The sequence below is a fragment of the Streptomyces sp. NPDC049577 genome, from assembly GCF_040675635.1.
Lineage (GTDB): Bacteria > Actinomycetota > Actinomycetes > Streptomycetales > Streptomycetaceae > Streptomyces.
Genome location: NZ_JBFAPH010000105.1, coordinates 1 through 18,436, shown reverse-complemented (window position 1 = coordinate 18,436; position 18,436 = coordinate 1). Strand labels below are relative to the sequence as shown.

Sequence of the window (18,436 nt, the reverse complement as noted above, 5' to 3'; positions counted from 1 at the left end):
GGACGTGCGGGGAACGCCCGGCTGGTGGCCGGCCGGCTGGTTGCCGCCCTGCGTACCGTCACCGCCCTCCGAGCGGTACAGGTAGGCGAACGGGTCGTCGTTCTCCGGCGTCCCGGCCGTCCCGGTGCCGCTATTACCGGCAGTCATCCCCTGTCACTCCCCACGTATCACTGCGCTAGGCGACGCCCGCCTGCCCCCGGCCGGCCGGATCCCGGCCGAAAACGCCGGTGGCGGTGCCGCACCGGCGCAGCCTACCCCGAGCGGCGGGTTCCACGCCGTGGTACATACCGCGCACCGGTGCGCGGCGGGCCGTCAGCCCGCGCGGCGGCCCGCCTTCGCCCGCGAGCGCTTCTCGACGTACATCCGCTGGTCGGCCGAGTGCAGCACCTCGTCGGCGGACATTCCGCAGCCGGCCCAGCCGATGCCGAAACTGGCGCCGACCCGGACGGCCCGCCCGTCGACCCTTATGGGCGGAATGATGGCGTTTCGCAGCCGGGCGGCGAGATCCTCGGCGTCGGCGGGGGCGAGCCCGTCCGCGAGGACGACGAATTCGTCACCACCGAGCCGGGCCACGGTGTCGCCGTCGCGGACGGCGCCGCTCAGCCGGCGGGCCACCTCGATCAGCACGGCGTCGCCGGTGTGGTGACCGAACCGGTCGTTGATCGCCTTGAAGCCGTCCAGGTCGCAGAAGAGCACCGCGAGCCCCTTCGCGGCGTCGCCGCCCGCGCTCTCCGCGTCCTCCGCGTCGGGGGCGATGGTGTGGACGTGGTGGTGGTCGTAGGCGGCGTCGTGCGCCGCGTCGTGCCCGGCGCAGTAGTCGTCGGGCGGGAAGTCGGGCGCGTAGTCCGGGCCGCCGTCGGGGCCGAAGCCGTGCCCGTAGGCGGCGCTCTCGACCTCGGCGAAGCCGTCCAGGGGGCCGTACGGGCCGGTGGCGGGGTGCGGCTCGCTGCCGGCCGGGCCGGGCGGGCGGCCGCACAGCCGGGCGCCGAGGCGGGCGCGCAGCTCGGCGGCGTTGGGCAGGCCGGTCAGGGAGTCGTGGCTGGCGCGGTGCGCGAGCTGGAGCTCGTGCCGCTTGCGCTCCTCTATGTCCTCCACGTGGGTGAGGAGGAAGCGCGGCCCGTCGGCGGCGTCGGCGACCACCGAGTTGCGCAGCGAGACCCAGACGAACGTGCCGTCCCGGCGGGCGAGCCGCAGCTCGGCGCGGCCGCCCTCGGCGGAGGTGCGCAGCAGGGTGCCGATGTCGTCGGGGTGGACGAGGTCGGAGAAGGAGTAGCGCCGCATCTGCGAGGCGGACCGGCCGAGCAGCCGGCACAGGGCGTCGTTGGTGCGGTGCAGCCTGCCGTGCTGGTCGCCGCCGAGCTCGGCGATGGCCATGCCGCTGGGGGCGTATTCGAAGGCCTGCCGGAAGCTCTCCTCGCTGGCGCGCAGCGCCTGCTGCTCGCGCTCCAGCCGGACAAGGGCGCGCTGCATGTTGGCGCGCAGCCGGGCGTTGCTGATCGCGATCGCCGCCTGGGAGGCGTACATCTGGAGGGCCTCGCGGCCCCAGGCGCCGGGGCGGCGGCCGTTGCGCGGCTTGTCCACGGAGATCACGCCGAGGAGCTCGCCGCCGTTGGGACCGGCGGTGTACATCGGGGCGAAGAGGCGGTCCATGGGGTGCCACTCGTCGGCGAAGCGCGGCGCGGGCCCGGCGGTGTGCCACTGGGGGACGTCGTCGTCGTCGAGGACCCAGCCCTCGGTGTAGGGGATGAAGCGGAGGTCGCCCCACTGGTCGCCCATCGCGAGCCGGCGCTCCCAGGACACCCGCGAGCCGACCCGGCCCGCCATCAGCGCCTCCGCGCTGGCGCTGCCGGCCACCGCCGCCACGACGAGATCGCCGTCCGGCCGGACGAGATTGACGGCCGACAGCTCGTAGCCGAGCCCGTTCACGATGCCGTCCGCGACGGTCTGCAAGGTGTCCGCGAGGCTGCGCGCGGTGTTCAGCTCCGCGACCACCCGGTGGACCTGTCTCAAGGTCGCCAGGCGGACATACGGCTCCGACTCGGTCTCCATAGCTCGCTCTCCCCCGAGACCTAAACAGCAACTCCAGGCTTCTTGTCGTCCGCTTACCACGGCCACTGAATCACAGCGAGCTGACAACTCGGTACACAGGGTCAACAAATAACGCCCTCTGTGACTCATGTCACATGATGTGACCAACTCCTCCCACTGGCGTTCGAAGGCGTGCTTATGCTTCCAAAACGCAAATCCGGAACCGGGCCCCGGAGCAGGCGAACCACCCGGGGGCGGACCACGGACCTAGGGCGCGGGCCCGCGCCCGTCTGGTCCCGGCGTCCGATGCGAGGGGCCGGGGCGGGCGGCTAGCGTGGCTGCCGTGTTCCAGACGACCTCGCCCGCACCGACCGCCACGACCGGCATAGCCCATCCTGAAGGGGTGAGTGCCGAAGAATTCCGCGCCGCCCTGGCGCGCCTCGCCGCCGGCGTCGTGCTGATCACCGCGCACGACCCGGAGGACGGCCCGCGCGGCGAGGACGTCGGCATGACGGCGACGGCGTTCCTGTCCGTGTCCCTGGAGCCGCCACTCGTGATGGTGAGCGTTCGCAACGACTCCCGCATGGACGACCTGCTGGAGCGGCAGCCGCTGTGGGGCGTCTCGATCCTGGCCGAGAGCCAGCGGCACGTCGCGGGACGCTTCGCCATGAAGGGCCGCATCAGCGACCGGCTGCTCTTCGAGGACCTCGCCTACGAGCGCGGCGAGGAGTGCGGTGCGCCCCTGGTGCGCGGCGCGCTGGCCCTGCTGGAGTGCCGCACCGAGCAGCGCGTCGTCGCGGGGGACCACACGCTCGTCATCGGCCGCGTGCTGCGGGCGGCGACGCCGAGCGCGGAGGGCGGCCCGCTGCTGTACTTCCGGGGGCGTTACCGGCAACTGGGCTGAAACCGGGCGCCCGATGAGGGGGAAACCGGGCGGGAGCGGGCCACCACCGGCCCGAACAGGCAGCCCTCAGCCCCAGTCGCGCCCGGACCGGCCGCGCTTGGTCTCGGCGCGCGCCTTCTTCTCCCGCAGCCGCCGCTCGTTGATGCCGCGCGGGATCCGCGTCGGCTTGCGCTGCTTGGGCGGCGGCGCGGTGGCCTCCGCCAGGAGCGCGGCCAGCCGCACGGCGGCCGCCTCGCGGTTGCGCCACTGCGATCGGTGCTCCGAGGCCCGCACGGCGACGACACCGGCCGTCAGCCGCCCGGCGAGCCGCTCCAGCGCCCGCTCCTTCCACACCGGCGGCAGCGCGTCCGTCGCGGCGAGGTCGAAGCGCAGCTCGACCTGGCTGTCACTGGTGTTGACGTGCTGCCCGCCCGGTCCGGACGAACGGGAGAAACGCCACATGAGCTCGGCCTCGGGAAGGGAGACGGAGCCGCGGATGACGTAGGGGCCGGACACGCACCCATGTTCTCCCGCACGGCGGGCATCCGTCACCTCGATATTCCGTGACGTCAACGTCCCGCAAAGAAAGTAAAGGAGGGTGGAACCCCAGGTCACCCACTCGGCGTTATCAGGGGTGTGACGGCGGCCCTCCGCGCCGCCGGCCGACGCGCCAGCACGTACGCAGAAAGGGACACATCCCATGGCTGTAAGCCTGTCCAAGGGCGGCAACGTCTCCCTCACCAAGGAGGCCCCGGGCCTGACGGCCGTCACGGTCGGCCTCGGCTGGGACGTCCGCACCACCACGGGCACGGACTTCGACCTCGACGCGAGCGCCATCGCCGTCAACGCGGGCGGCCGGGTCTACTCCGACGCCCACTTCGTCTTCTTCAACAACAAGTCCACCCCGGACCAGTCGATCGTCCACACCGGCGACAACACCACCGGCCAGGGCGAGGGCGACGACGAGCAGATCAACGTCAACCTCGCCGCCCTGCCCGCCGACGTCACGAAGATCGTCTTCCCGGTCTCCATCTACGACGCCGCGGCCCGCTCGCAGAACTTCGGCCAGGTGCGCAACGCCTACATCCGCATCGTCAACCAGGCCGGCGGCGCCGAGATCGCCCGCTACGACCTCAGCGAGGACGCGGCCACCGAGACCGCCATGGTCTTCGGCGAGCTCTACCGCCACGGCACGGAGTGGAAGTTCCGCGCCGTCGGCCAGGGCTACGCCTCGGGCCTGGTCGGCATCGCCCAGGACTTCGGCGTCAACGTCTGACGCTCCCGGCCGCCACGCCGCGGAAGGGCCACCCCGCCCGGGGTGGCCCTTCCCGCGTATGCCCTTCCTGCGTATGCCCTTCCTGCGTATGAAGAACGGCCGTTCCGCCGCCCGCGCCGCGCCCGGGCGCGCAGGATCGTCGGCGTGAACGAGAACAGGGGCGTGAACGGGAACGCGGACGACGGCGAGGACGAGGAGCCCGAGCGCGGAGTGGTGTGCAACTGGTGCCAGGGCGCCGGCTACATCACCCGCGCCCTCCCCTATATGCCGGGCACGGACCCCTTCGGCGGCCCCGCCGAGACCGTGCACCGCGCCGGCCAGTGCCACCACTGCCGGGGAGCGGGTGTCTACGCGTCCGAGCACGACCCCACCCTGGAGCACTGGCGGTCAAGACGGCGCGAGGAGCCCGGCGAGAGCGCCGGGTGACGACTCCGCACGCCCGCCCCGGCGCCTTCGCTGCGGATGCGGCAGGGGGACGATCCGGCCATCCTGGACAGGACAAGCGACCCGTGAGGAGGAGCTTCATGTCCATGCTCGACAAGCTCAAGGGCCTGCTCAAGGGCCATGAGGACACGGCGCGCCAGGGCGTCGAGAAGGCGGGCGACGCCTTCGACGCGCGGACGGGCGACAAGTACCAGTCCCAGGTCGACACGGCCCAGGAGAAGCTGGGCGAGCAGCTCGGCACCCAGGAGCAGCGCCCGCCGACCGACGACCGTTAGACCTCGTGGCCGCCGGCTACCACAGCCGGTCGATCTCCCCCGGGTGGAGTGCGATGCGGACGCCGCGGAAGGCGTCCGCATCACGCTGCGCCCGTTCCGTGAAGAAGGCCCCGAGGGTCACCTTGTCGAAGCCGGGCCGGTCGCTGGGGAAGGGCGCCTCGGGCGTGCCGCCGACCAGGACGGATCCCTCCAGGACCTCGAATCCCGCGCTCTCGTAGAAGCCGCGCAGTTCGCGGTCGCAGGTGAAGAGCCCCAGATCCGCGCCGCGCGCGATCATCTCCGCACGGGCGGCGGCCACCAGCCGCCGCCCGTGTCCCGCGCCCCGGTGCGCCGCGTCCGTGACGACCGAGCTCAGCCCCGAGGCGCGGTACGTCCGGCCGCCGTGCGCGAGTTCCTTGGACAGGATGTCCAGCGCGGCCACCACCTCGCCCTCCGGCGAGACGAGCAGCATCGCCACCGGCCGCAGCGCCGGGTCGTGCGGGCTGCCGCCCAGGCCCGGCCACGCCTGCTCGCGCAGCGCCTCCGCGGCTGCCGCCAGATCGGCCGGTACTGAGAATTCCATGAAAGTTCGAACGAACACGGTCGCACCGTAACCGCGGACCGCTAGGGTCCGAAACACGTTTCCGGAGCGTTTGCGACAGTCACGGACGCCTTTCGATCGTCCGGGCATAACGGCACAGCTCGCCCCGTCCGCCCGCGCGCAGGCTTTCCGCAGTCGCACGTCCGCAGTTGAACGCATGCCGTCTCACCTGTCGGACAACGCCGACGGATCATTCGCGAGCAGTTCACCGCATAGCGGACGCCCACAACCGCCTTTCGTGTAACGGCAGATCAAATCCTTGTTACGCACCTGTCAATGGCGGGCGATCGATGGCACTCTCTCCTCAATTCGCTCTTGCACCACTCCTGTACCACTCCTGTTACGACGGGCGGCCCAGACCAAGCTGCCCGAACCCCCCTCATAGGAGACAGAGTTGAGAAGCAACGCCTCCACCGCCCGCAAGAACACCGCTCGCGCCGCAGCCCTCGTCGCCTCGGCCGCCATGGTCGTCATCGGCGTCCAGACGGGCTCCGCGAGCGCCTCCGCGGACCGTGAGAGCAGCGCGCAGCCCATCGCCCTGTCCGCCGGACAGCACGCGGCGGCCATCAAGGACGCCCAGGGCGTGGCTGGTTCGACCGCCGCCAAGATCGGCCTCGGCGGCAAGGAGAAGCTGATCGTCCGTGACGTTGTCAAGGACGCGGACGGCACCGTGCACACGCGCTACGAGCGCACCTACGACGGTCTGCCGGTGCTCGGCGGCGACCTCGTCGTCCACCAGGCCAAGAACGGCTCGCGCAGCGTGACCAAGGCGACCGAGGCGACGATATCCGTGCCCTCGACGACGCCCTCCATCGCTCCGGCCGGCGCCAAGAAGAACGCCCTGAGCGTGGCCGCCGACGCCAAGACGGCCAAGGCCGACACCGCGAAGGCCCCCCGCAAGGTGATCTGGGCCGCCGAGGGCAAGCCGGTCCTGGCGTGGGAGACCGAGGTGACGGGCGTTCAGAAGGACGGCACGCCCAGCCGCCTGAAGGTCGTCACCGACGCCACCACCGGCAAGGAGCTCTTCCGCCACGAGGCGATCGAGACCGGCACCGGCACCAGCACCTACAGCGGCACCGTCCCGCTCACCACCACCCAGACGTCCAGCGGCTACTCGCTGACCGACGGCGCGCGCGGCGGCCACAAGACGTACGACCTGAACCAGGGCACCGACGGCACGGGCAACCTGTACACCAACTCCAGCGACACCTGGGGCGGCGGCCGCCAGACCGCGGGCGTGGACGCGCACTACGGCGCGGCCGTGACCTGGGACTTCTACAAGAACGTGCTCGGCCGCACCGGCATCCGCAACGACGGCCAGGCCGCCTACTCCCGCGTCCACTACGGCGACAACTACGTCAACGCCTTCTGGGACGACGACTGCTTCTGCATGACCTACGGCGACGGCGAGGGCAACAACCACCCGCTGACCTCGCTCGACGTGGCCGCGCACGAGATGAGCCACGGCGTCACCTCCGCCACCGCCGGCCTGAACTACAGCGGCGAGTCCGGCGGCCTGAACGAGGCGACGTCCGACATCTTCGGCACCGCCGCCGAGTTCTACGCCAACAACGCCGCCGACCCGGGCGACTACCTCATCGGCGAGAAGATCGACATCAACGGCGACGGCACCCCGCTGCGCTACATGGACAAGCCGAGCAAGGACGGCGGCTCGAAGGACTACTGGTCCTCCGGCATCGGCCGCCTCGACGTCCACTACTCGTCCGGCCCCGCCAACCACTTCTTCTACCTGCTCTCCGAGGGCAGCGGCACGAAGACGATCAACGGCGTGACCTACAACAGCCCGACCTACAACGGCTCCAAGGTCACCGGCATCGGCCGGGACAAGGCCACCAAGATCTGGTACAAGGCCCTGACCACGTACTTCACCACCACGACCAACTACAAGGGCGCCCGCGCCGGCACCCTGAGCGCCGCCGCGGACCTCTACGGCTCCACCAGCGCCGAGTACAAGGCCGTCGCGGCCGCCTGGACCGCGATCAACGTGAAGTAACCCGCACCACCCCCACCGACGCGAGCCCGCGCCCCCGCCACCCGGGGCGCGGGCTCCGCGTCGTCCCGGCGCCCGCCGGCGGTACGTACCATCGAGGCGTGATCGACCTCGGCTACTCCCTCTCCTCCCGCTTCCCCGACCCCCCGCAGACGGACTACCGCACCGCGGACGTCCGGGCGCTGCGGCACGACCTGTTCTGCGGAGACGTCTACATCGCCGACGTCAAGGCCGACCGGGAACTGTCCACAGCCTGGGGATGGGTGCCGGTACTGGACTTCGCCTGGGCACTGTGCGACATCGTCGAGCAGCTGGACCGCGACCCCCGGGGCAGCCGCTCGGCCACCCCCCAGTACGCCGAGCTGGACTTCACCGAGTCGACCGACCGCATGCTCTTCGAGCGCCGCTTCGGCTGGGTCGACGTCACCGCCGACTGGGTCCCGGCGGACGAGCCGCCGCTCACCCTCGACCACCGCGCGCTGCGCCGCGAGGCCCGCGACTTCCTGCACGACCTGATCGCGGACCTGACCGACATGCACGAGGGTCTCGCCGACAACCCGGTCGTCTGGCAGCTGCAGAGCCGTTTCCCCCGGGTCTGAGATCGCGCGGTCCCCCCTTGACCTCAAGTCCGCTCGAGGACGAAGACTCGGTGCGCAGCCACCCGCCGCCGCCTTCCGAGTCGAGGAGATCCGCCATGCGCGCCGTCCGTCTGCACACCTTCGGCCCCGCCGAGAACCTCGTCCACGAGACCGTCGCGGACCCCGTGCCCGGCCCCGGCCAGGTGCGCGTCGCGGTGACCGCGGCCGGGGTGCACCTCGTGGACGCCGCCCTGCGCGCCGGCGACCCGAACGGGCCGTACCCGCTGCCCGAGCTGCCCACCGTTCCCGGCCGCGAGGTCGCCGGCACCGTGGACGCCCTCGGCGAGGGCACCGATCCGCGCTGGCTGGGCCGGCGCGTCGTCGCCCACCTGGGCGCGGTGCCCGGCGGCTACGCCGAGCTGGCCGTCACCGACGCCGGCCGGCTGCACGAGATCCCGGACGGGGTCGGCGATGCGGAGGCCATCGCCATGATCGGCACGGGCCGCACGGCGCTCGGCATCCTGTCCTTCACCGAGCTGGGCGAGAGGGACGAGAAAGACGTCGTCATCGTCACGGCCGCCGCCGGCGGCGTCGGCTCGCTGCTGGTCCAGTACGCCCGGAACGCGGGCGCCACGGTCGTGGGACTGGCGGGCGGCCCCGCGAAGGTGCGGCACGTCCGGGCGCTCGGCGCGGACATCGCGCTCGACTACACCGCGCCCGACTGGACCGAGCGGGCCCGCACCGAGCTGTGGGGCCGCTCGGCGACCGTCGTCCTCGACGGGGTCGGCGGCGACGCCGCGCGGGCGGCGGTCGGCCTGCTCGGGCCCGGCGGGACCCACCTGGTCTTCGGCTGGTCCTCGCGGGGCACCACCGGCGGCGGCCCGCTGGAGCTCACCCCCGAGGAACTGTCCGCCCGCTCCCTCACCTCGCGCAATGTCCTCGGCCCGGCCATGCTGGAACGGTTCGGCGGCGGACAGACGGGCCTGCGGCGGCTGGAGGAACTGGCCCTGTCCGACGCGGCCGCCGGCACGGTCGTCCCGGCGGTCCAGCGCTTCCGCCTCGCGGACGCGGCGGCCGCGCACCGCGCGCTGGAGACCCGCGCGACGACGGGCAAGGTCGTGCTGGTGCCCTAGGCCTGGTCGGCGGACGCGGCTGTGACGGCGCCCGCGAATGCCGCCGGACCCTCGCCCCGCAGGACCCACCGGCAGGACCCCGGGCGCCCGGCCGCCAGGGGGTCCGGGAAGCGCGGATCCCCCGTCCGGCCTACCGTGGAGACGAGCCGTGTCCCCGGACCCGAGGCAGGTCCGATGAGCCACACATCCACGCGGATACCGGAACCCGATCCCCGCCGCTGGTGGGGGCTGGTCGTCATCGCCCTCGCCCAGCTGATGGTCGTGCTCGACGCGACCATCGTGAACATCGCGCTGCCGTCCGCCCAGCGCGAGCTGCACATGTCGGACGCCGACCGGCAGTGGGTCATCACCGCCTACACCCTGGCCTTCGGCGGGCTCCTGCTGCTCGGGGGCAGGATCGCCGACCTGGCCGGACGCCGGCGCACCTTTCTGGCCGGCCTCGCCGGGTTCGCCGCCGCCTCCGCCCTCGGCGGCGCCGCGCACACGGACACACTGCTCTTCGCCGCCCGCGCCCTCCAGGGCGTCTTCGGCGCCCTGCTGGCGCCCTCGGCCCTGTCGCTGCTCACCACGACATTCACCGACGGCAGGGAGCGCAGCAAGGCGTTCGGGATCTACGGCGCCATCGCCGGCGGCGGCGCGGCGATCGGGCTGATCGTCGGCGGGCTGCTCACCGAGTACCTCGACTGGCGCTGGTGCCTGTACGTGAACGTACCCGTCGCCCTGATCGCGTTCCTGGGCGGGACCGGACTGCTGCGCGACCACCGCCCCTCGCACGCCGAGCGGCCCCGCCTGGACGTCCCGGGGGTGCTGCTGGGCTGCGGCGGGCTCGTCGCGATCGTCTACGCGTTCAGCCAGGCGCAGCCGCGCGGCTGGGGCGACGCGCGCGTCCTCGGCCTGCTCTGCGGCGGCGGCGCGCTGCTCGCCGTCTTCGCCCTGTGGCAGACCCGCGCCGCCGACCCGCTGCTGCCGCTGCGCATCGTGCGCGACCGCAGCCGGGCCGGGGCCTTCCTGACGATGGGGCTCGCGGTGGTCTCGATGTTCGGGATGTTCCTGTTCATGACCTACTACCTCCAGGTCGTGCTCGGCTACTCGCCGGTGCGGACGGGCCTGGCGTTCCTGCCGCTCACCGCCGCGATCGTCACCGGCTCGACGCAGCTGTCGGCCCGGCTGATGAACCACCTCCCGCCACGCTTCCTCATGGTCCCCGGCGCGCTGCTGGGCGCGGGCGGCCTCTTCCTGCTCACCTTCCTGCCGGTCGAACCGGCCTACACCAGCCACGTCCTGCCCGCCGAGCTCCTGGTCGGCCTCGGTATGGGCCTGATCTTCATGCCGGTCATGGCCACCGCCACGGCCGGCGTCCCGGCGCGCGACTCGGGCGTCACCTCCGCGACCGTCAACACCGCGCAACAGGTGGGCGGTTCGATCGGAACGGCCCTGCTCAACACGATCGCGATTTCGGCCGGCGCGGCGTACACCACGACCCACCCGCCCGGGCCCGAGGCGGTCAAGGCGGGCGTGGTGCACGGCTACCACGTGGCGATCGGCTGGGGCGCGGCCATCATGCTGCTCGCCGCGCTGGTGGCGGGGGTGATGGTGACGGCAGGGGTGCCGAAGGCGCAGGCTCCGCCGGTCCACGACGCGCACCGCATGCGGGTGGCGGAGGAGTAGGCCGCCCCGGGGAAAACCACTGGCGCGCCGCACCGGTGGCCACCATCCTGCTGACCGTGCACACGATCAGAGATGCCACGCCCGGGGACTGGCCCGCCGTCTGGCCGTTCTTCCACGCCATCACCGCCGCCGGCGAGACCTACACCTATCCCCGCGACCTCACCGCGGACCAGGCCCGTGACTGGTGGATGCTGCGGGCCCCCGGCCGTACCGTCGTGGCCGTCGACGAGAAGACCGGTGAGGTCCTCGGCAGCGCCAAGATGAACCCGAACCACATGGGCGGCGCGTCCCACATCGCCAGCGCCAGCTTCATGGTGGACCCCGCGCACGCGGGCCGGGGCGTCGGGCGGGCGCTGGGCGAGGAAGCCCTCGCCTGGGCGCGGGCCGAGGGCTACCGGGGCATGCAGTTCAACGCCGTCGTCGAGAGCAACACCCGGGCCGTCCGTCTCTGGAAGTCCCTCGGCTTCCGGATCCTGGGCACGATCCCGGAGGGCTTCCGCCTGCCGGACGGCACATACACCGGGCTGCACGTGATGTACCGGGAGCTCTAGGGCCGCCGGCATCCGCCGGCACCGCGACCGGTGCGTCCGCCGTGATCCGCCGGCCGGACCGGCGGCCCGTCAGGCCACCACCCGCATTTCCCGTGCCGTGTTGTTCAGCCGCCGGGCGCCCGACTCCGTGCAGACCACGATGTCCTCGATGCGGACCCCGAAGCGGCCGGGCAGGTAGATGCCCGGCTCGATGGAGAAGCACATCCCGGGCACCAGCGGCAGGTGTTCGCCCTCCACCATGTACGGCGGCTCGTGCGTCGTCACGCCGATGCCGTGCCCCGTGCGGTGGACGAAGTACTCGCCGTAGCCCGCACGGCGGATGACCGCGCGGGCGGCGCGGTCGACGTCCTGACAGGGCACGCCCGGGCGCACCGCTTCGAAGGCCGCCTGCTGGGCCTCCCGCACCACGTCGTGGACCTTGCGCTCCTCGGCCGTCGGCTCGCCGACGTGGACGGTGCGGGTGGTGTCGGAGCCGTAGCCGTCGAGCAGGCCACCGAAGTCCATGACGACCATGTCGCCGTTCCCGATGATCCGGTCGCCGGCCTCGTGGTGCGGGTTGGCGCCGTTGGGGCCGGAGCCGACGATGGCGAAGTCGACCTGCGAGTGGCCGTGTTCGCGCAGGAGCCGGGCCAGGTCGGCCGAGACCTCGCGCTCGCTGCGGCCGGCGAACCGCAGCCCGGTGATCGCCTCGTACGTGGCGTCGGCGGCCGCCCCCGCGGCGGCCAGGCGCTCCACCTCGTAGTCGTCCTTGACCGCGCGCAGCATGGGCAGCGCCTCGGTCAGCGAGGTGAAGGCGAGCGACGGGCAGGCGCGCTGCAGAGCGAGCAGGTGCAGGGCCCAGGTGTTGTCGGACACCCCGTAACGCCCCTGCCCGGCCAGCTGCTCGGCGAGGGCGGCGTACGGATCGTCGCCGTCGCGCCAGCCGCTGATCGTCATGGCGCCGGCACCCGGCGCGTGCTGGGCATCCGGACGCTCCAACTCCGGTACGAGCAGATGCGGTCGCCGCCCTTCACCGATCACCAGCGCGGTCAGTCGCTCGGTGGCGGGCGGGCGGTAGCCGGTCAGCCACACCAGGTCCGGCCCCGGGGCGACGACGAGGCCGGCCAGTGACTCCTGGGCGGCCGACCGGGCCGCGCGCTCCAGGCGCCCGGCGAAGATCTCGCGAGTCTCGGCGGTCATGGGGGCAGCGTAATCCCGGTGGAGGCGGTCGGCACCGGCTTCTCTACCCCACGGGTGAGACGCCCTCCTCCCCCCGGAGGAGACGCCCCCCGACCCAGGTTCGATTTCCCCCTGATTCCCCCGGAATTCATTGGCCCCGGGGAACGCGACTGCCTAGCGTGTTCATGCCGTGCAGTACGCCTGTCGCACGAACTCATGACCTTACGCCGAGGGAGCACCATGTTCCGACGAGTCGGGCGGTTCGCCGTCCACCGCCCCTGGATCACGATCGGAGGGTGGATCGTCGCAGCCGTGCTGCTCGCGATGTTCGCCCCCGGTCTGAAGTCCACCACGGACGAGACGGAGTTCCTGCCCTCGCACTACGAGTCCGTGCGCGTCGGCAACCTCCAGCAGAAGGCCTTCCCGCAGACCGAGCAGCCCGCGGCCATCGCGGTGTTCCAGCGCGCGGACGGCGGCAGGCTGACCGAGCAGGACAAGCAGGACGTCGCCAAGGTCACGGCCGGCCTCCAGGGCAAGCACCGGGCGAAGATCGCCAAGGTGGAGACCAACCCGCAGGCCGTCTCCCCCAACGGCGAGATAGCCCTGGCGAACATCATCGCCACCACCAAGAACTCCTACGACGAGAAGCTGCCCGACTCGGTCAAGCAGCTCCGCGAGGACGCCAAGCCGCTGCTCGGCGACACCAAGCTGAAGATGGGCATCACCGGCCAGGCGGCCATGAACCTGGACTCCAAGGAGTCCTCCGGCAACACCGACGCGATGATCATGATGGCGACCCTCGTCCTCATCATCGTGCTGCTGCTGGCCATCTTCCGCAGCCCGCTGATCGCCATCCTGCCGGTGATCATCATCGCCGTGGTGTCCACGGTCGCCACCGGCCTGATCGGCACCGCCGCCTCCGTCGGCGGCCTGAAGGCCGACAGCTCCATCACCGCCATCCTCATCGTCGTCCTCTTCGGCGTCGGCACCGACTACATCCTCTTCCTGCTCTTCCGCTACCGCGAGCACCTGCGCCAGGGGCAGCAGCCGAAGGAGGCCCTGGTCGAGTCGGTGGCCAAGGTCGGCGAGACCATCGCCTCCGCGGCGGGCGCCGTCATCGTCGCCTTCCTCGCCCTGCTGCTGTCCACCATGGGCATGATGCGGGCCATGGGCCCCTCCCTGGCGATCTCCGTCGCCGTGACCCTGGTGGCCGCCCTGACCCTGGTGCCCGCCGTCTTCTCCCTGCTGGGCACCAAGGCCTTCTGGCCGTCCAAGGCGTGGAAGAAGCAGCCGAGGAACCGCCTCGCGAACGGTGTCGGCGGCCTGGTCTCGCGCCGGCCCGGCGTCGTCGCGGTGCTGTCCACGGCCGTCCTGGCCGTGCTCGCCGTCGGCGCCTTCTCCTTCAAGGCCGAGTTCGACACCTCCAGCCAGATGTCGCAGAAGCTGGAGTCCGTCCAGGCCATGAAGGACATGCAGCGCGGCTTCTCCGCCGGCAAGTCCGACCCGGCCATGGTCTACCTGCGCTCCGAGAACGGCTCCCGCCTCGATGCGGCGGCGGTGGACGCGTTCCGCACCAAGCTCACCACGATCGAGGGCGTCGCCGCAGACCAGGTCTCCCCGGCCGTCAGCAACCCCGACGGCTCGGTCGCCCAGTTCAGCGTCGTCCTGAAGTACGGCCCCACCACCGACAAGGCCATCGAGCTCGCCGGCGGCCCGCTGCGCGACGGCGCCCACGCCGCCGCCCCGGCCGGCACCGAGGCCCTGGTCGGCGGCACCTCCGCCGTCCTGTCCGACGTGGAGAAGGCCGTCAGCCACGACTACAAGGTCGTCTTCCCGGTCGCCGGACTCGCGATCATGGTGATCCTCGGCCTGCTGCTGCGCAGCCTGGTCGCCCCCCTGTACCTGATGATCGCCGTGGCCCTCGGCTTCGGCGCGACCCTCGGCTCCACGGTCTGGCTCTTCCAGGACATCAAGGGCGAGCACGGCCTGCTGTTCATGCTGCCGGTGATCGTCTACCTCTTCGTGGTGGCCATCGGCACCGACTACAACATCCTCATGGTCGCCCGGCTGCGCGAGGAGGTCCGCCGCGGCGTCCCGCCCCGCGAGGCCATCCGCACCGCCGTGGCCCAGTCGGCGCCGACCATCGCCTCGGCCGCGATCATCCTCGCCGGCACCTTCGGCGTGCTGATGCTGGCCGACAACTCCATGCTCCAGGAGATGGGCTTCGCGGTCGCCTTCGGCATCCTGCTCACCGCCTTCATCATGGCGATGCTGCTGGTGCCGACGGTCACCTCGCTGCTCGGCCACAAGGCCTGGTGGCCGGGCCACCAGGACGCCCCGCGCGAGGTCCCGGACAGCCCGCAGGGCACGGGCCACGGCCTGGTCGACGCCCACCGGCACTGACCCCACTCCCGTAACGACGAAGGAACCGCAGGCCAGGGGCCTGCGGTTCCTTCATGAGTACGGTGAGCCGCCTGCGGGACCGGCTGCGCCACTCGGACGTTTACGCCGACCCGCCACAACCGGCACCGTCGCCGATCGGCTGCCTCAGCCCGCGAGCAGCGCCTTCGCGGCCGCGATCACCGGCAGGCCCACCTCACCGACCAGCGCCGCGATGCCGGAGATCTGCTGCACCAGGCCGCGCCTGCGCTCCGGAGAGGTCTCCGCGGCGATCGAGTCGGCCGCCGCGTCCACCTCCGCCCGGTCGTTCCTGTCCAGGTGCGGGCGCAGCTTCTCGATCTCCCGCAGGAGAGCCCCCACCGCAGGCCCGCCCGCGGTCGCGCCGACGGTCTTGCCGCCGGCCACGATGTCACCGGAACCGGTGTGCTCGGCCTTGCCGATGCTGCCCGCGCCGTACTGCTGAATGTGGTCGCCGCTCATCATCACCCGATGCTCCCGACACCGCTGTGCTGGGCCTTGCCGATGCTGCCCGCGCCGTACTGCTGGATCAGATCACCCTGCACGGCGTGTTCCACGTTGATGATCGTCTGCGCGACGTCGGGGTTGCCGATCGCCTTGGTGATCTCGTGGATCAGCCTCTCGATCTCCTCCTGCCGCGTGGACCAGATGGCCTCACGCTGGGTGCCGGAGGTGTTGAGGACCAGGCCGTACACCGGGGGCTTCTTCAGGGCGGAGACCAACTGCCAGATCAGCAGTGCCTCGACGGCGAGGAAGACGACGGTTCCCACGATGCCGGCCATGGAGACGAAAATGCCGCCGACGATCAACCAGCCGATGGTCCGGAGGATGAACTTCTTGCGCGCGGCGCCCTTGTCGGTGGTCAGCCGTCTCTGGCCGACATGGGAGATGTTGCGCAGCGGATAAGCCTCTCCCCCCACCCATAACACGCCTTCATTGATTGTCACTTGGGCTGCCACAGGACTCCTGCTCACTACCGGATGTTGAGGTCTGGAGCGTAGCGAAGCCGGTGTGGGCACGTGGTGGAAATCGCGTCAGCGGTCAGGTACGGCGCATCGGCGGGAAGCTGTGAACGATCACCGCGAAGCCCGTCCCCCGCGCCCGGCGGCAGGGGGAAGTCCGTGCCGCCGGGCTCACCTCGGGCGCACCCTCGGGCCAAGGGTCCCGCCCCATTCCGGCGCGGCCGACCCCGATCATGAAGAAAGCCCAGGTCAGCGCGTAGCTGACCCGGGCTCCGAAAGAGCCGCCTGTCGGACTCGAACCGACGACCTTCGCTTTACAAGAGCGGTGCTCTACCAGCTGAGCTAAGGCGGCATCAGCCCGGGGACACCGTCCGCGGACGGTGTCCCACTCTACACAGGGCTCACCGCCGCGAGAGCCCCCGCCGGACGATTTCATCGCCCCTGACCTGCTGACATCGGCCGCTTCGCCGGGTAGCGTCACGGAGCAGCCGGTCCTAATGGACTGGACCATTCCCTCTACTCGGATCGTCCGGCACGTTCCTGCCGGTGAAGGGACTCATCACCATGGCCACGGTCACGTACGACAAGGCGACCCGGATCTATCCCGGCGCCGAGAAGCCCGCCGTCGACCAGCTCGACATCGCCATCGAGGACGGCGAGTTCCTCGTCCTCGTCGGCCCGTCGGGCTGCGGCAAATCCACCTCGCTGCGCATGCTGGCCGGGCTGGAGGACGTCAACGGCGGCGCCATCCGCATCGGCGACCGCGATGTGACGCACCTGCCGCCCAAGGACCGGGACATCGCCATGGTGTTCCAGAACTACGCGCTCTACCCGCACATGACGGTCGCCGAGAACATGGGCTTCGCCCTCAAGATCGCGGGCGTGCCGAAGTCGGAGATCCGGCAGAAGGTCGAGGACGCGGCCCGGATCCTCGACCTCACCGAGTACCTCGGCCGCAAGCCCAAGGCGCTCTCCGGCGGCCAGCGCCAGCGCGTCGCCATGGGCCGCGCGATCGTCCGTGAGCCGCAGGTCTTCCTGATGGACGAGCCGCTGTCCAACCTCGACGCCAAGCTCCGCGTACAGACCCGTACGCAGATCGCCGGCCTCCAGCGCCGCCTCGGCATCACGACCGTCTACGTCACCCACGACCAGGTCGAGGCCATGACGATGGGCGACCGGGTGGCCGTGCTCAAGGACGGCCTGCTCCAGCAGATCGACTCGCCGCGCAACATGTACGACCGCCCGGCCAACCTCTTCGTCGCCGGCTTCATCGGCTCTCCCGCCATGAACCTGGTCGAGGTGCCGATCACGGACGGCGGCGTGAAGTTCGGCAACAGCGTCGTGCCGGTCTCCCGCGAGGCCATCACCGCGGCCGCCGACCGGGGCGACCGCACGGTCACCGTCGGCGTGCGGCCGGAGCACTTCGACGTCGTCGAGCAGAACGGCGAGGCCGCACGCTCCCTGAGCAAGGAGACGGACGCCGCCCCGGCGGGCCTCGCGGTCACCGTCAATGTCGTCGAGGAGCTCGGCGCCGACGGCTACGTCTACGGCACGGCCGAGGTCGGCGGCGAGCAGCGCGACCTGGTCGTGCGCGTCCACGGCCGGCGCGTGCCGGCGAAGGGCTCGGTACTGCACGTCGTGCCGCAGCCGGGCGAGCTGCACGTCTTCGCCACGTCCTCCGGCGAGCGGCTCAGCGACTGAGCGGCTGAGCGGCTGAGCAGCCGACGGGTGAGCCGGCTGAGCGGGGTGCCGGGCCGGGGTGATGCCCCGGCCCGGCACTCCCTCCTATTTCGAGCCGTGTGCGTCAACCTCGTACGCCTGTCGCGGCAACATGCATCACTCGACCGGGTGACTAAATGTCGCGGCCCCATTACCCGTCGCTACCATCTGCGGCATGAACCAGGCCGCCCGCCGCATCGGCAGAACCCTCGCTCTCGTCCTTCCCGTCGTTCTCGTGCTCTCCGGCACGCTCGCGGTCACCCGTGTGCCGTGGGCGGCGCCGAACGCCGAGTCGCAGGTCCTCACGGCCTCCTCGGGCAACGCCTCGACCCAGGCCACGGCGCGCGCGCCGCACGAGGTGCTGCGCGACCGCCTGCTGCGCGATCTCCAGGAGAAGAATCCCGGCGTCGCGCTCACGCACCTCCAGGAGGCCACCAACGGCCGTCCCTCGCTGGCCCAGCACTGCGCGGAGATCGCCCGCGCGCTCGGCCGCGCGGCGGTCGCCAAGTACCACTCGGTCAAGCAGGCCCAGGCCTACTCGCGGCCCGTCTGCGACACGGCCTTCGCCTCCGGCGTCGTCTCGCAGAGCCACTGAGGCGCCCCTCCGGGCGCCACCGTCGCTCGTCACGGGCGTGCGCGACCGGCCGCACCGCCGCACGCGGCACGGCATATCGTGCGGAGCATGACCGGCACGCACGCCCACACCCTTCCCACGCAAGCCGTGATCCTGGCCGGAGGCCAAGGGTCACGGC

The 18,436-nt window shown here is 71.7% G+C and carries 18 protein-coding genes, 1 tRNA gene and 1 pseudogene; 12 read left to right on the top strand and 8 right to left on the bottom strand.

The features are described 5' to 3' along the window. Together AB0K09_RS14470 and cdgB are read right to left on the bottom strand one after the other, a co-directional pair. A pseudogene (locus AB0K09_RS14470) lies at window positions 1-147 on the bottom strand (carbohydrate-binding protein); the annotation flags it as partial. 165 nt (window positions 148-312) lie between these two features. Then, on the bottom strand, window positions 313-2,049 hold the full coding sequence (gene cdgB, locus AB0K09_RS14465) for a diguanylate cyclase CdgB (RefSeq protein WP_366065678.1): 1,737 nt from the start codon (window positions 2,047-2,049) through the stop codon (window positions 313-315). Window positions 2,050-2,371: 322 nt separating this feature from the next. On the opposite strand from cdgB, the gene AB0K09_RS14460 reads away from it, so the two are divergent. After that, a complete protein-coding gene (locus tag AB0K09_RS14460; RefSeq protein ID WP_366065677.1) occupies window positions 2,372-2,932 on the top strand; it encodes a flavin reductase family protein in 561 nt (186 codons plus the stop codon). Between the two features lie 66 nt (window positions 2,933-2,998). Here AB0K09_RS14460 and arfB read toward each other — a convergent pair whose 3' ends face one another. Then, window positions 2,999-3,427 carry an alternative ribosome rescue aminoacyl-tRNA hydrolase ArfB gene (gene arfB, locus AB0K09_RS14455; RefSeq protein WP_366065676.1) on the bottom strand — a complete coding sequence of 143 codons (429 nt, stop codon included), beginning with the start codon at window positions 3,425-3,427 and terminating at the stop codon, window positions 2,999-3,001. A gap of 184 nt (window positions 3,428-3,611) precedes the next feature. Between arfB and AB0K09_RS14450 the strand changes: the two genes are divergently transcribed. The 3 genes from AB0K09_RS14450 (at window position 3,612) to AB0K09_RS14440 (ending at window position 4,906) form a co-directional block, all read left to right on the top strand. Further along, window positions 3,612-4,187: a TerD family protein gene (locus tag AB0K09_RS14450; RefSeq protein ID WP_366065675.1), complete on the top strand. Its 576-nt coding sequence runs from the start codon at window positions 3,612-3,614 to the stop codon at window positions 4,185-4,187. A 144-nt stretch (window positions 4,188-4,331) separates the two neighbouring features. Next, window positions 4,332-4,613, top strand: a complete 282-nt coding sequence (locus AB0K09_RS14445) for a hypothetical protein (RefSeq protein ID WP_366065674.1) — start codon at window positions 4,332-4,334, stop codon at window positions 4,611-4,613. Between the two features lie 98 nt (window positions 4,614-4,711). Beyond that, window positions 4,712-4,906 (top strand): antitoxin, encoded by a 195-nt coding sequence (locus tag AB0K09_RS14440; protein ID WP_366065673.1) that lies wholly within the window; start codon window positions 4,712-4,714, stop codon window positions 4,904-4,906. A 16-nt stretch (window positions 4,907-4,922) separates the two neighbouring features. On the opposite strand, the gene AB0K09_RS14435 is transcribed toward AB0K09_RS14440, so the two are convergent. Continuing rightward, window positions 4,923-5,486: a GNAT family N-acetyltransferase gene (locus AB0K09_RS14435; protein ID WP_366065672.1), complete on the bottom strand. Its 564-nt coding sequence runs from the start codon at window positions 5,484-5,486 to the stop codon at window positions 4,923-4,925. Between the two features lie 394 nt (window positions 5,487-5,880). On the opposite strand from AB0K09_RS14435, the gene AB0K09_RS14430 reads away from it, so the two are divergent. The 5 genes from AB0K09_RS14430 to AB0K09_RS14410 all read left to right on the top strand — a co-directional run bounded on the left by AB0K09_RS14430 (window position 5,881) and on the right by AB0K09_RS14410 (window position 11,427). Next, the gene (locus AB0K09_RS14430) at window positions 5,881-7,500 is read left to right on the top strand and encodes a M4 family metallopeptidase (RefSeq protein ID WP_366065671.1); all 1,620 of its coding nucleotides are present in this window, start codon (window positions 5,881-5,883) and stop codon (window positions 7,498-7,500) included. A gap of 98 nt (window positions 7,501-7,598) precedes the next feature. Next, window positions 7,599-8,096 (top strand): hypothetical protein, encoded by a 498-nt coding sequence (locus AB0K09_RS14425; RefSeq protein WP_366065670.1) that lies wholly within the window; start codon window positions 7,599-7,601, stop codon window positions 8,094-8,096. Between the two features lie 95 nt (window positions 8,097-8,191). Then, entirely contained in the window at window positions 8,192-9,208 is a 1,017-nt protein-coding gene (locus AB0K09_RS14420; RefSeq protein ID WP_366065669.1) for a zinc-binding dehydrogenase, read from the top strand. 174 nt (window positions 9,209-9,382) lie between these two features. Beyond that, the gene (locus AB0K09_RS14415; protein WP_366065668.1) at window positions 9,383-10,876 is read left to right on the top strand and encodes an MFS transporter; all 1,494 of its coding nucleotides are present in this window, start codon (window positions 9,383-9,385) and stop codon (window positions 10,874-10,876) included. Window positions 10,877-10,923: 47 nt separating this feature from the next. Next, a complete protein-coding gene (locus tag AB0K09_RS14410) occupies window positions 10,924-11,427 on the top strand; it encodes a GNAT family N-acetyltransferase (RefSeq protein ID WP_366065680.1) in 504 nt (167 codons plus the stop codon). Between the two features lie 69 nt (window positions 11,428-11,496). Here the strand turns inward: AB0K09_RS14410 and AB0K09_RS14405 are convergent, their stop codons facing one another. Further along, entirely contained in the window at window positions 11,497-12,606 is a 1,110-nt protein-coding gene (locus AB0K09_RS14405; RefSeq protein WP_366065667.1) for a Xaa-Pro peptidase family protein, read from the bottom strand. Between the two features lie 219 nt (window positions 12,607-12,825). Here AB0K09_RS14405 and AB0K09_RS14400 point away from each other — a divergent pair, with 219 nt between their 5' ends. Further along, entirely contained in the window at window positions 12,826-14,988 is a 2,163-nt protein-coding gene (locus AB0K09_RS14400; protein WP_366065666.1) for an MMPL family transporter, read from the top strand. Between the two features lie 144 nt (window positions 14,989-15,132). On the opposite strand, the gene AB0K09_RS14395 is transcribed toward AB0K09_RS14400, so the two are convergent. The 3 genes from AB0K09_RS14395 to AB0K09_RS14385 form a co-directional block, all read right to left on the bottom strand. Next, a complete protein-coding gene (locus AB0K09_RS14395) occupies window positions 15,133-15,468 on the bottom strand; it encodes a hypothetical protein (RefSeq protein ID WP_366065665.1) in 336 nt (111 codons plus the stop codon). Continuing rightward, window positions 15,468-15,950: a DUF6232 family protein gene (locus tag AB0K09_RS14390; RefSeq protein WP_366065664.1), complete on the bottom strand. Its 483-nt coding sequence runs from the start codon at window positions 15,948-15,950 to the stop codon at window positions 15,468-15,470. Before AB0K09_RS14390 ends, AB0K09_RS14395 begins: the two co-directional genes overlap by 1 nt. A 294-nt stretch (window positions 15,951-16,244) precedes the next feature. Further along, window positions 16,245-16,317 (bottom strand) — tRNA-Thr (locus AB0K09_RS14385). 212 nt (window positions 16,318-16,529) lie between these two features. On the opposite strand from AB0K09_RS14385, the gene ugpC reads away from it, so the two are divergent. Together ugpC and AB0K09_RS14375 are read left to right on the top strand one after the other, a co-directional pair. Then, window positions 16,530-17,666 (top strand): sn-glycerol-3-phosphate ABC transporter ATP-binding protein UgpC, encoded by a 1,137-nt coding sequence (gene ugpC, locus AB0K09_RS14380; protein ID WP_366065679.1) that lies wholly within the window; start codon window positions 16,530-16,532, stop codon window positions 17,664-17,666. A 193-nt stretch (window positions 17,667-17,859) separates the two neighbouring features. Continuing rightward, a complete protein-coding gene (locus AB0K09_RS14375; protein ID WP_366065663.1) occupies window positions 17,860-18,279 on the top strand; it encodes a hypothetical protein in 420 nt (139 codons plus the stop codon). Window positions 18,280-18,436 lie beyond the last annotated feature (157 nt).

Coding starts and splice junctions, on each gene's coding strand:
- AB0K09_RS14395 (WP_366065665.1), bottom strand. CDS start 15,468: ATGATGAGCGGCGACCACATTCAGCAGTACGGCGCGGGCAGCATCGGC.
- AB0K09_RS14440 (WP_366065673.1), top strand. CDS start 4,712: ATGTCCATGCTCGACAAGCTCAAGGGCCTGCTCAAGGGCCATGAGGAC.
- AB0K09_RS14405 (WP_366065667.1), bottom strand. CDS start 12,606: ATGACCGCCGAGACTCGCGAGATCTTCGCCGGGCGCCTGGAGCGCGCG.
- AB0K09_RS14415 (WP_366065668.1), top strand. CDS start 9,383: ATGAGCCACACATCCACGCGGATACCGGAACCCGATCCCCGCCGCTGG.
- AB0K09_RS14450 (WP_366065675.1), top strand. CDS start 3,612: ATGGCTGTAAGCCTGTCCAAGGGCGGCAACGTCTCCCTCACCAAGGAG.
- AB0K09_RS14420 (WP_366065669.1), top strand. CDS start 8,192: ATGCGCGCCGTCCGTCTGCACACCTTCGGCCCCGCCGAGAACCTCGTC.
- cdgB (WP_366065678.1), bottom strand. CDS start 2,049: ATGGAGACCGAGTCGGAGCCGTATGTCCGCCTGGCGACCTTGAGACAG.
- AB0K09_RS14400 (WP_366065666.1), top strand. CDS start 12,826: ATGTTCCGACGAGTCGGGCGGTTCGCCGTCCACCGCCCCTGGATCACG.
- AB0K09_RS14375 (WP_366065663.1), top strand. CDS start 17,860: ATGAACCAGGCCGCCCGCCGCATCGGCAGAACCCTCGCTCTCGTCCTT.
- ugpC (WP_366065679.1), top strand. CDS start 16,530: ATGGCCACGGTCACGTACGACAAGGCGACCCGGATCTATCCCGGCGCC.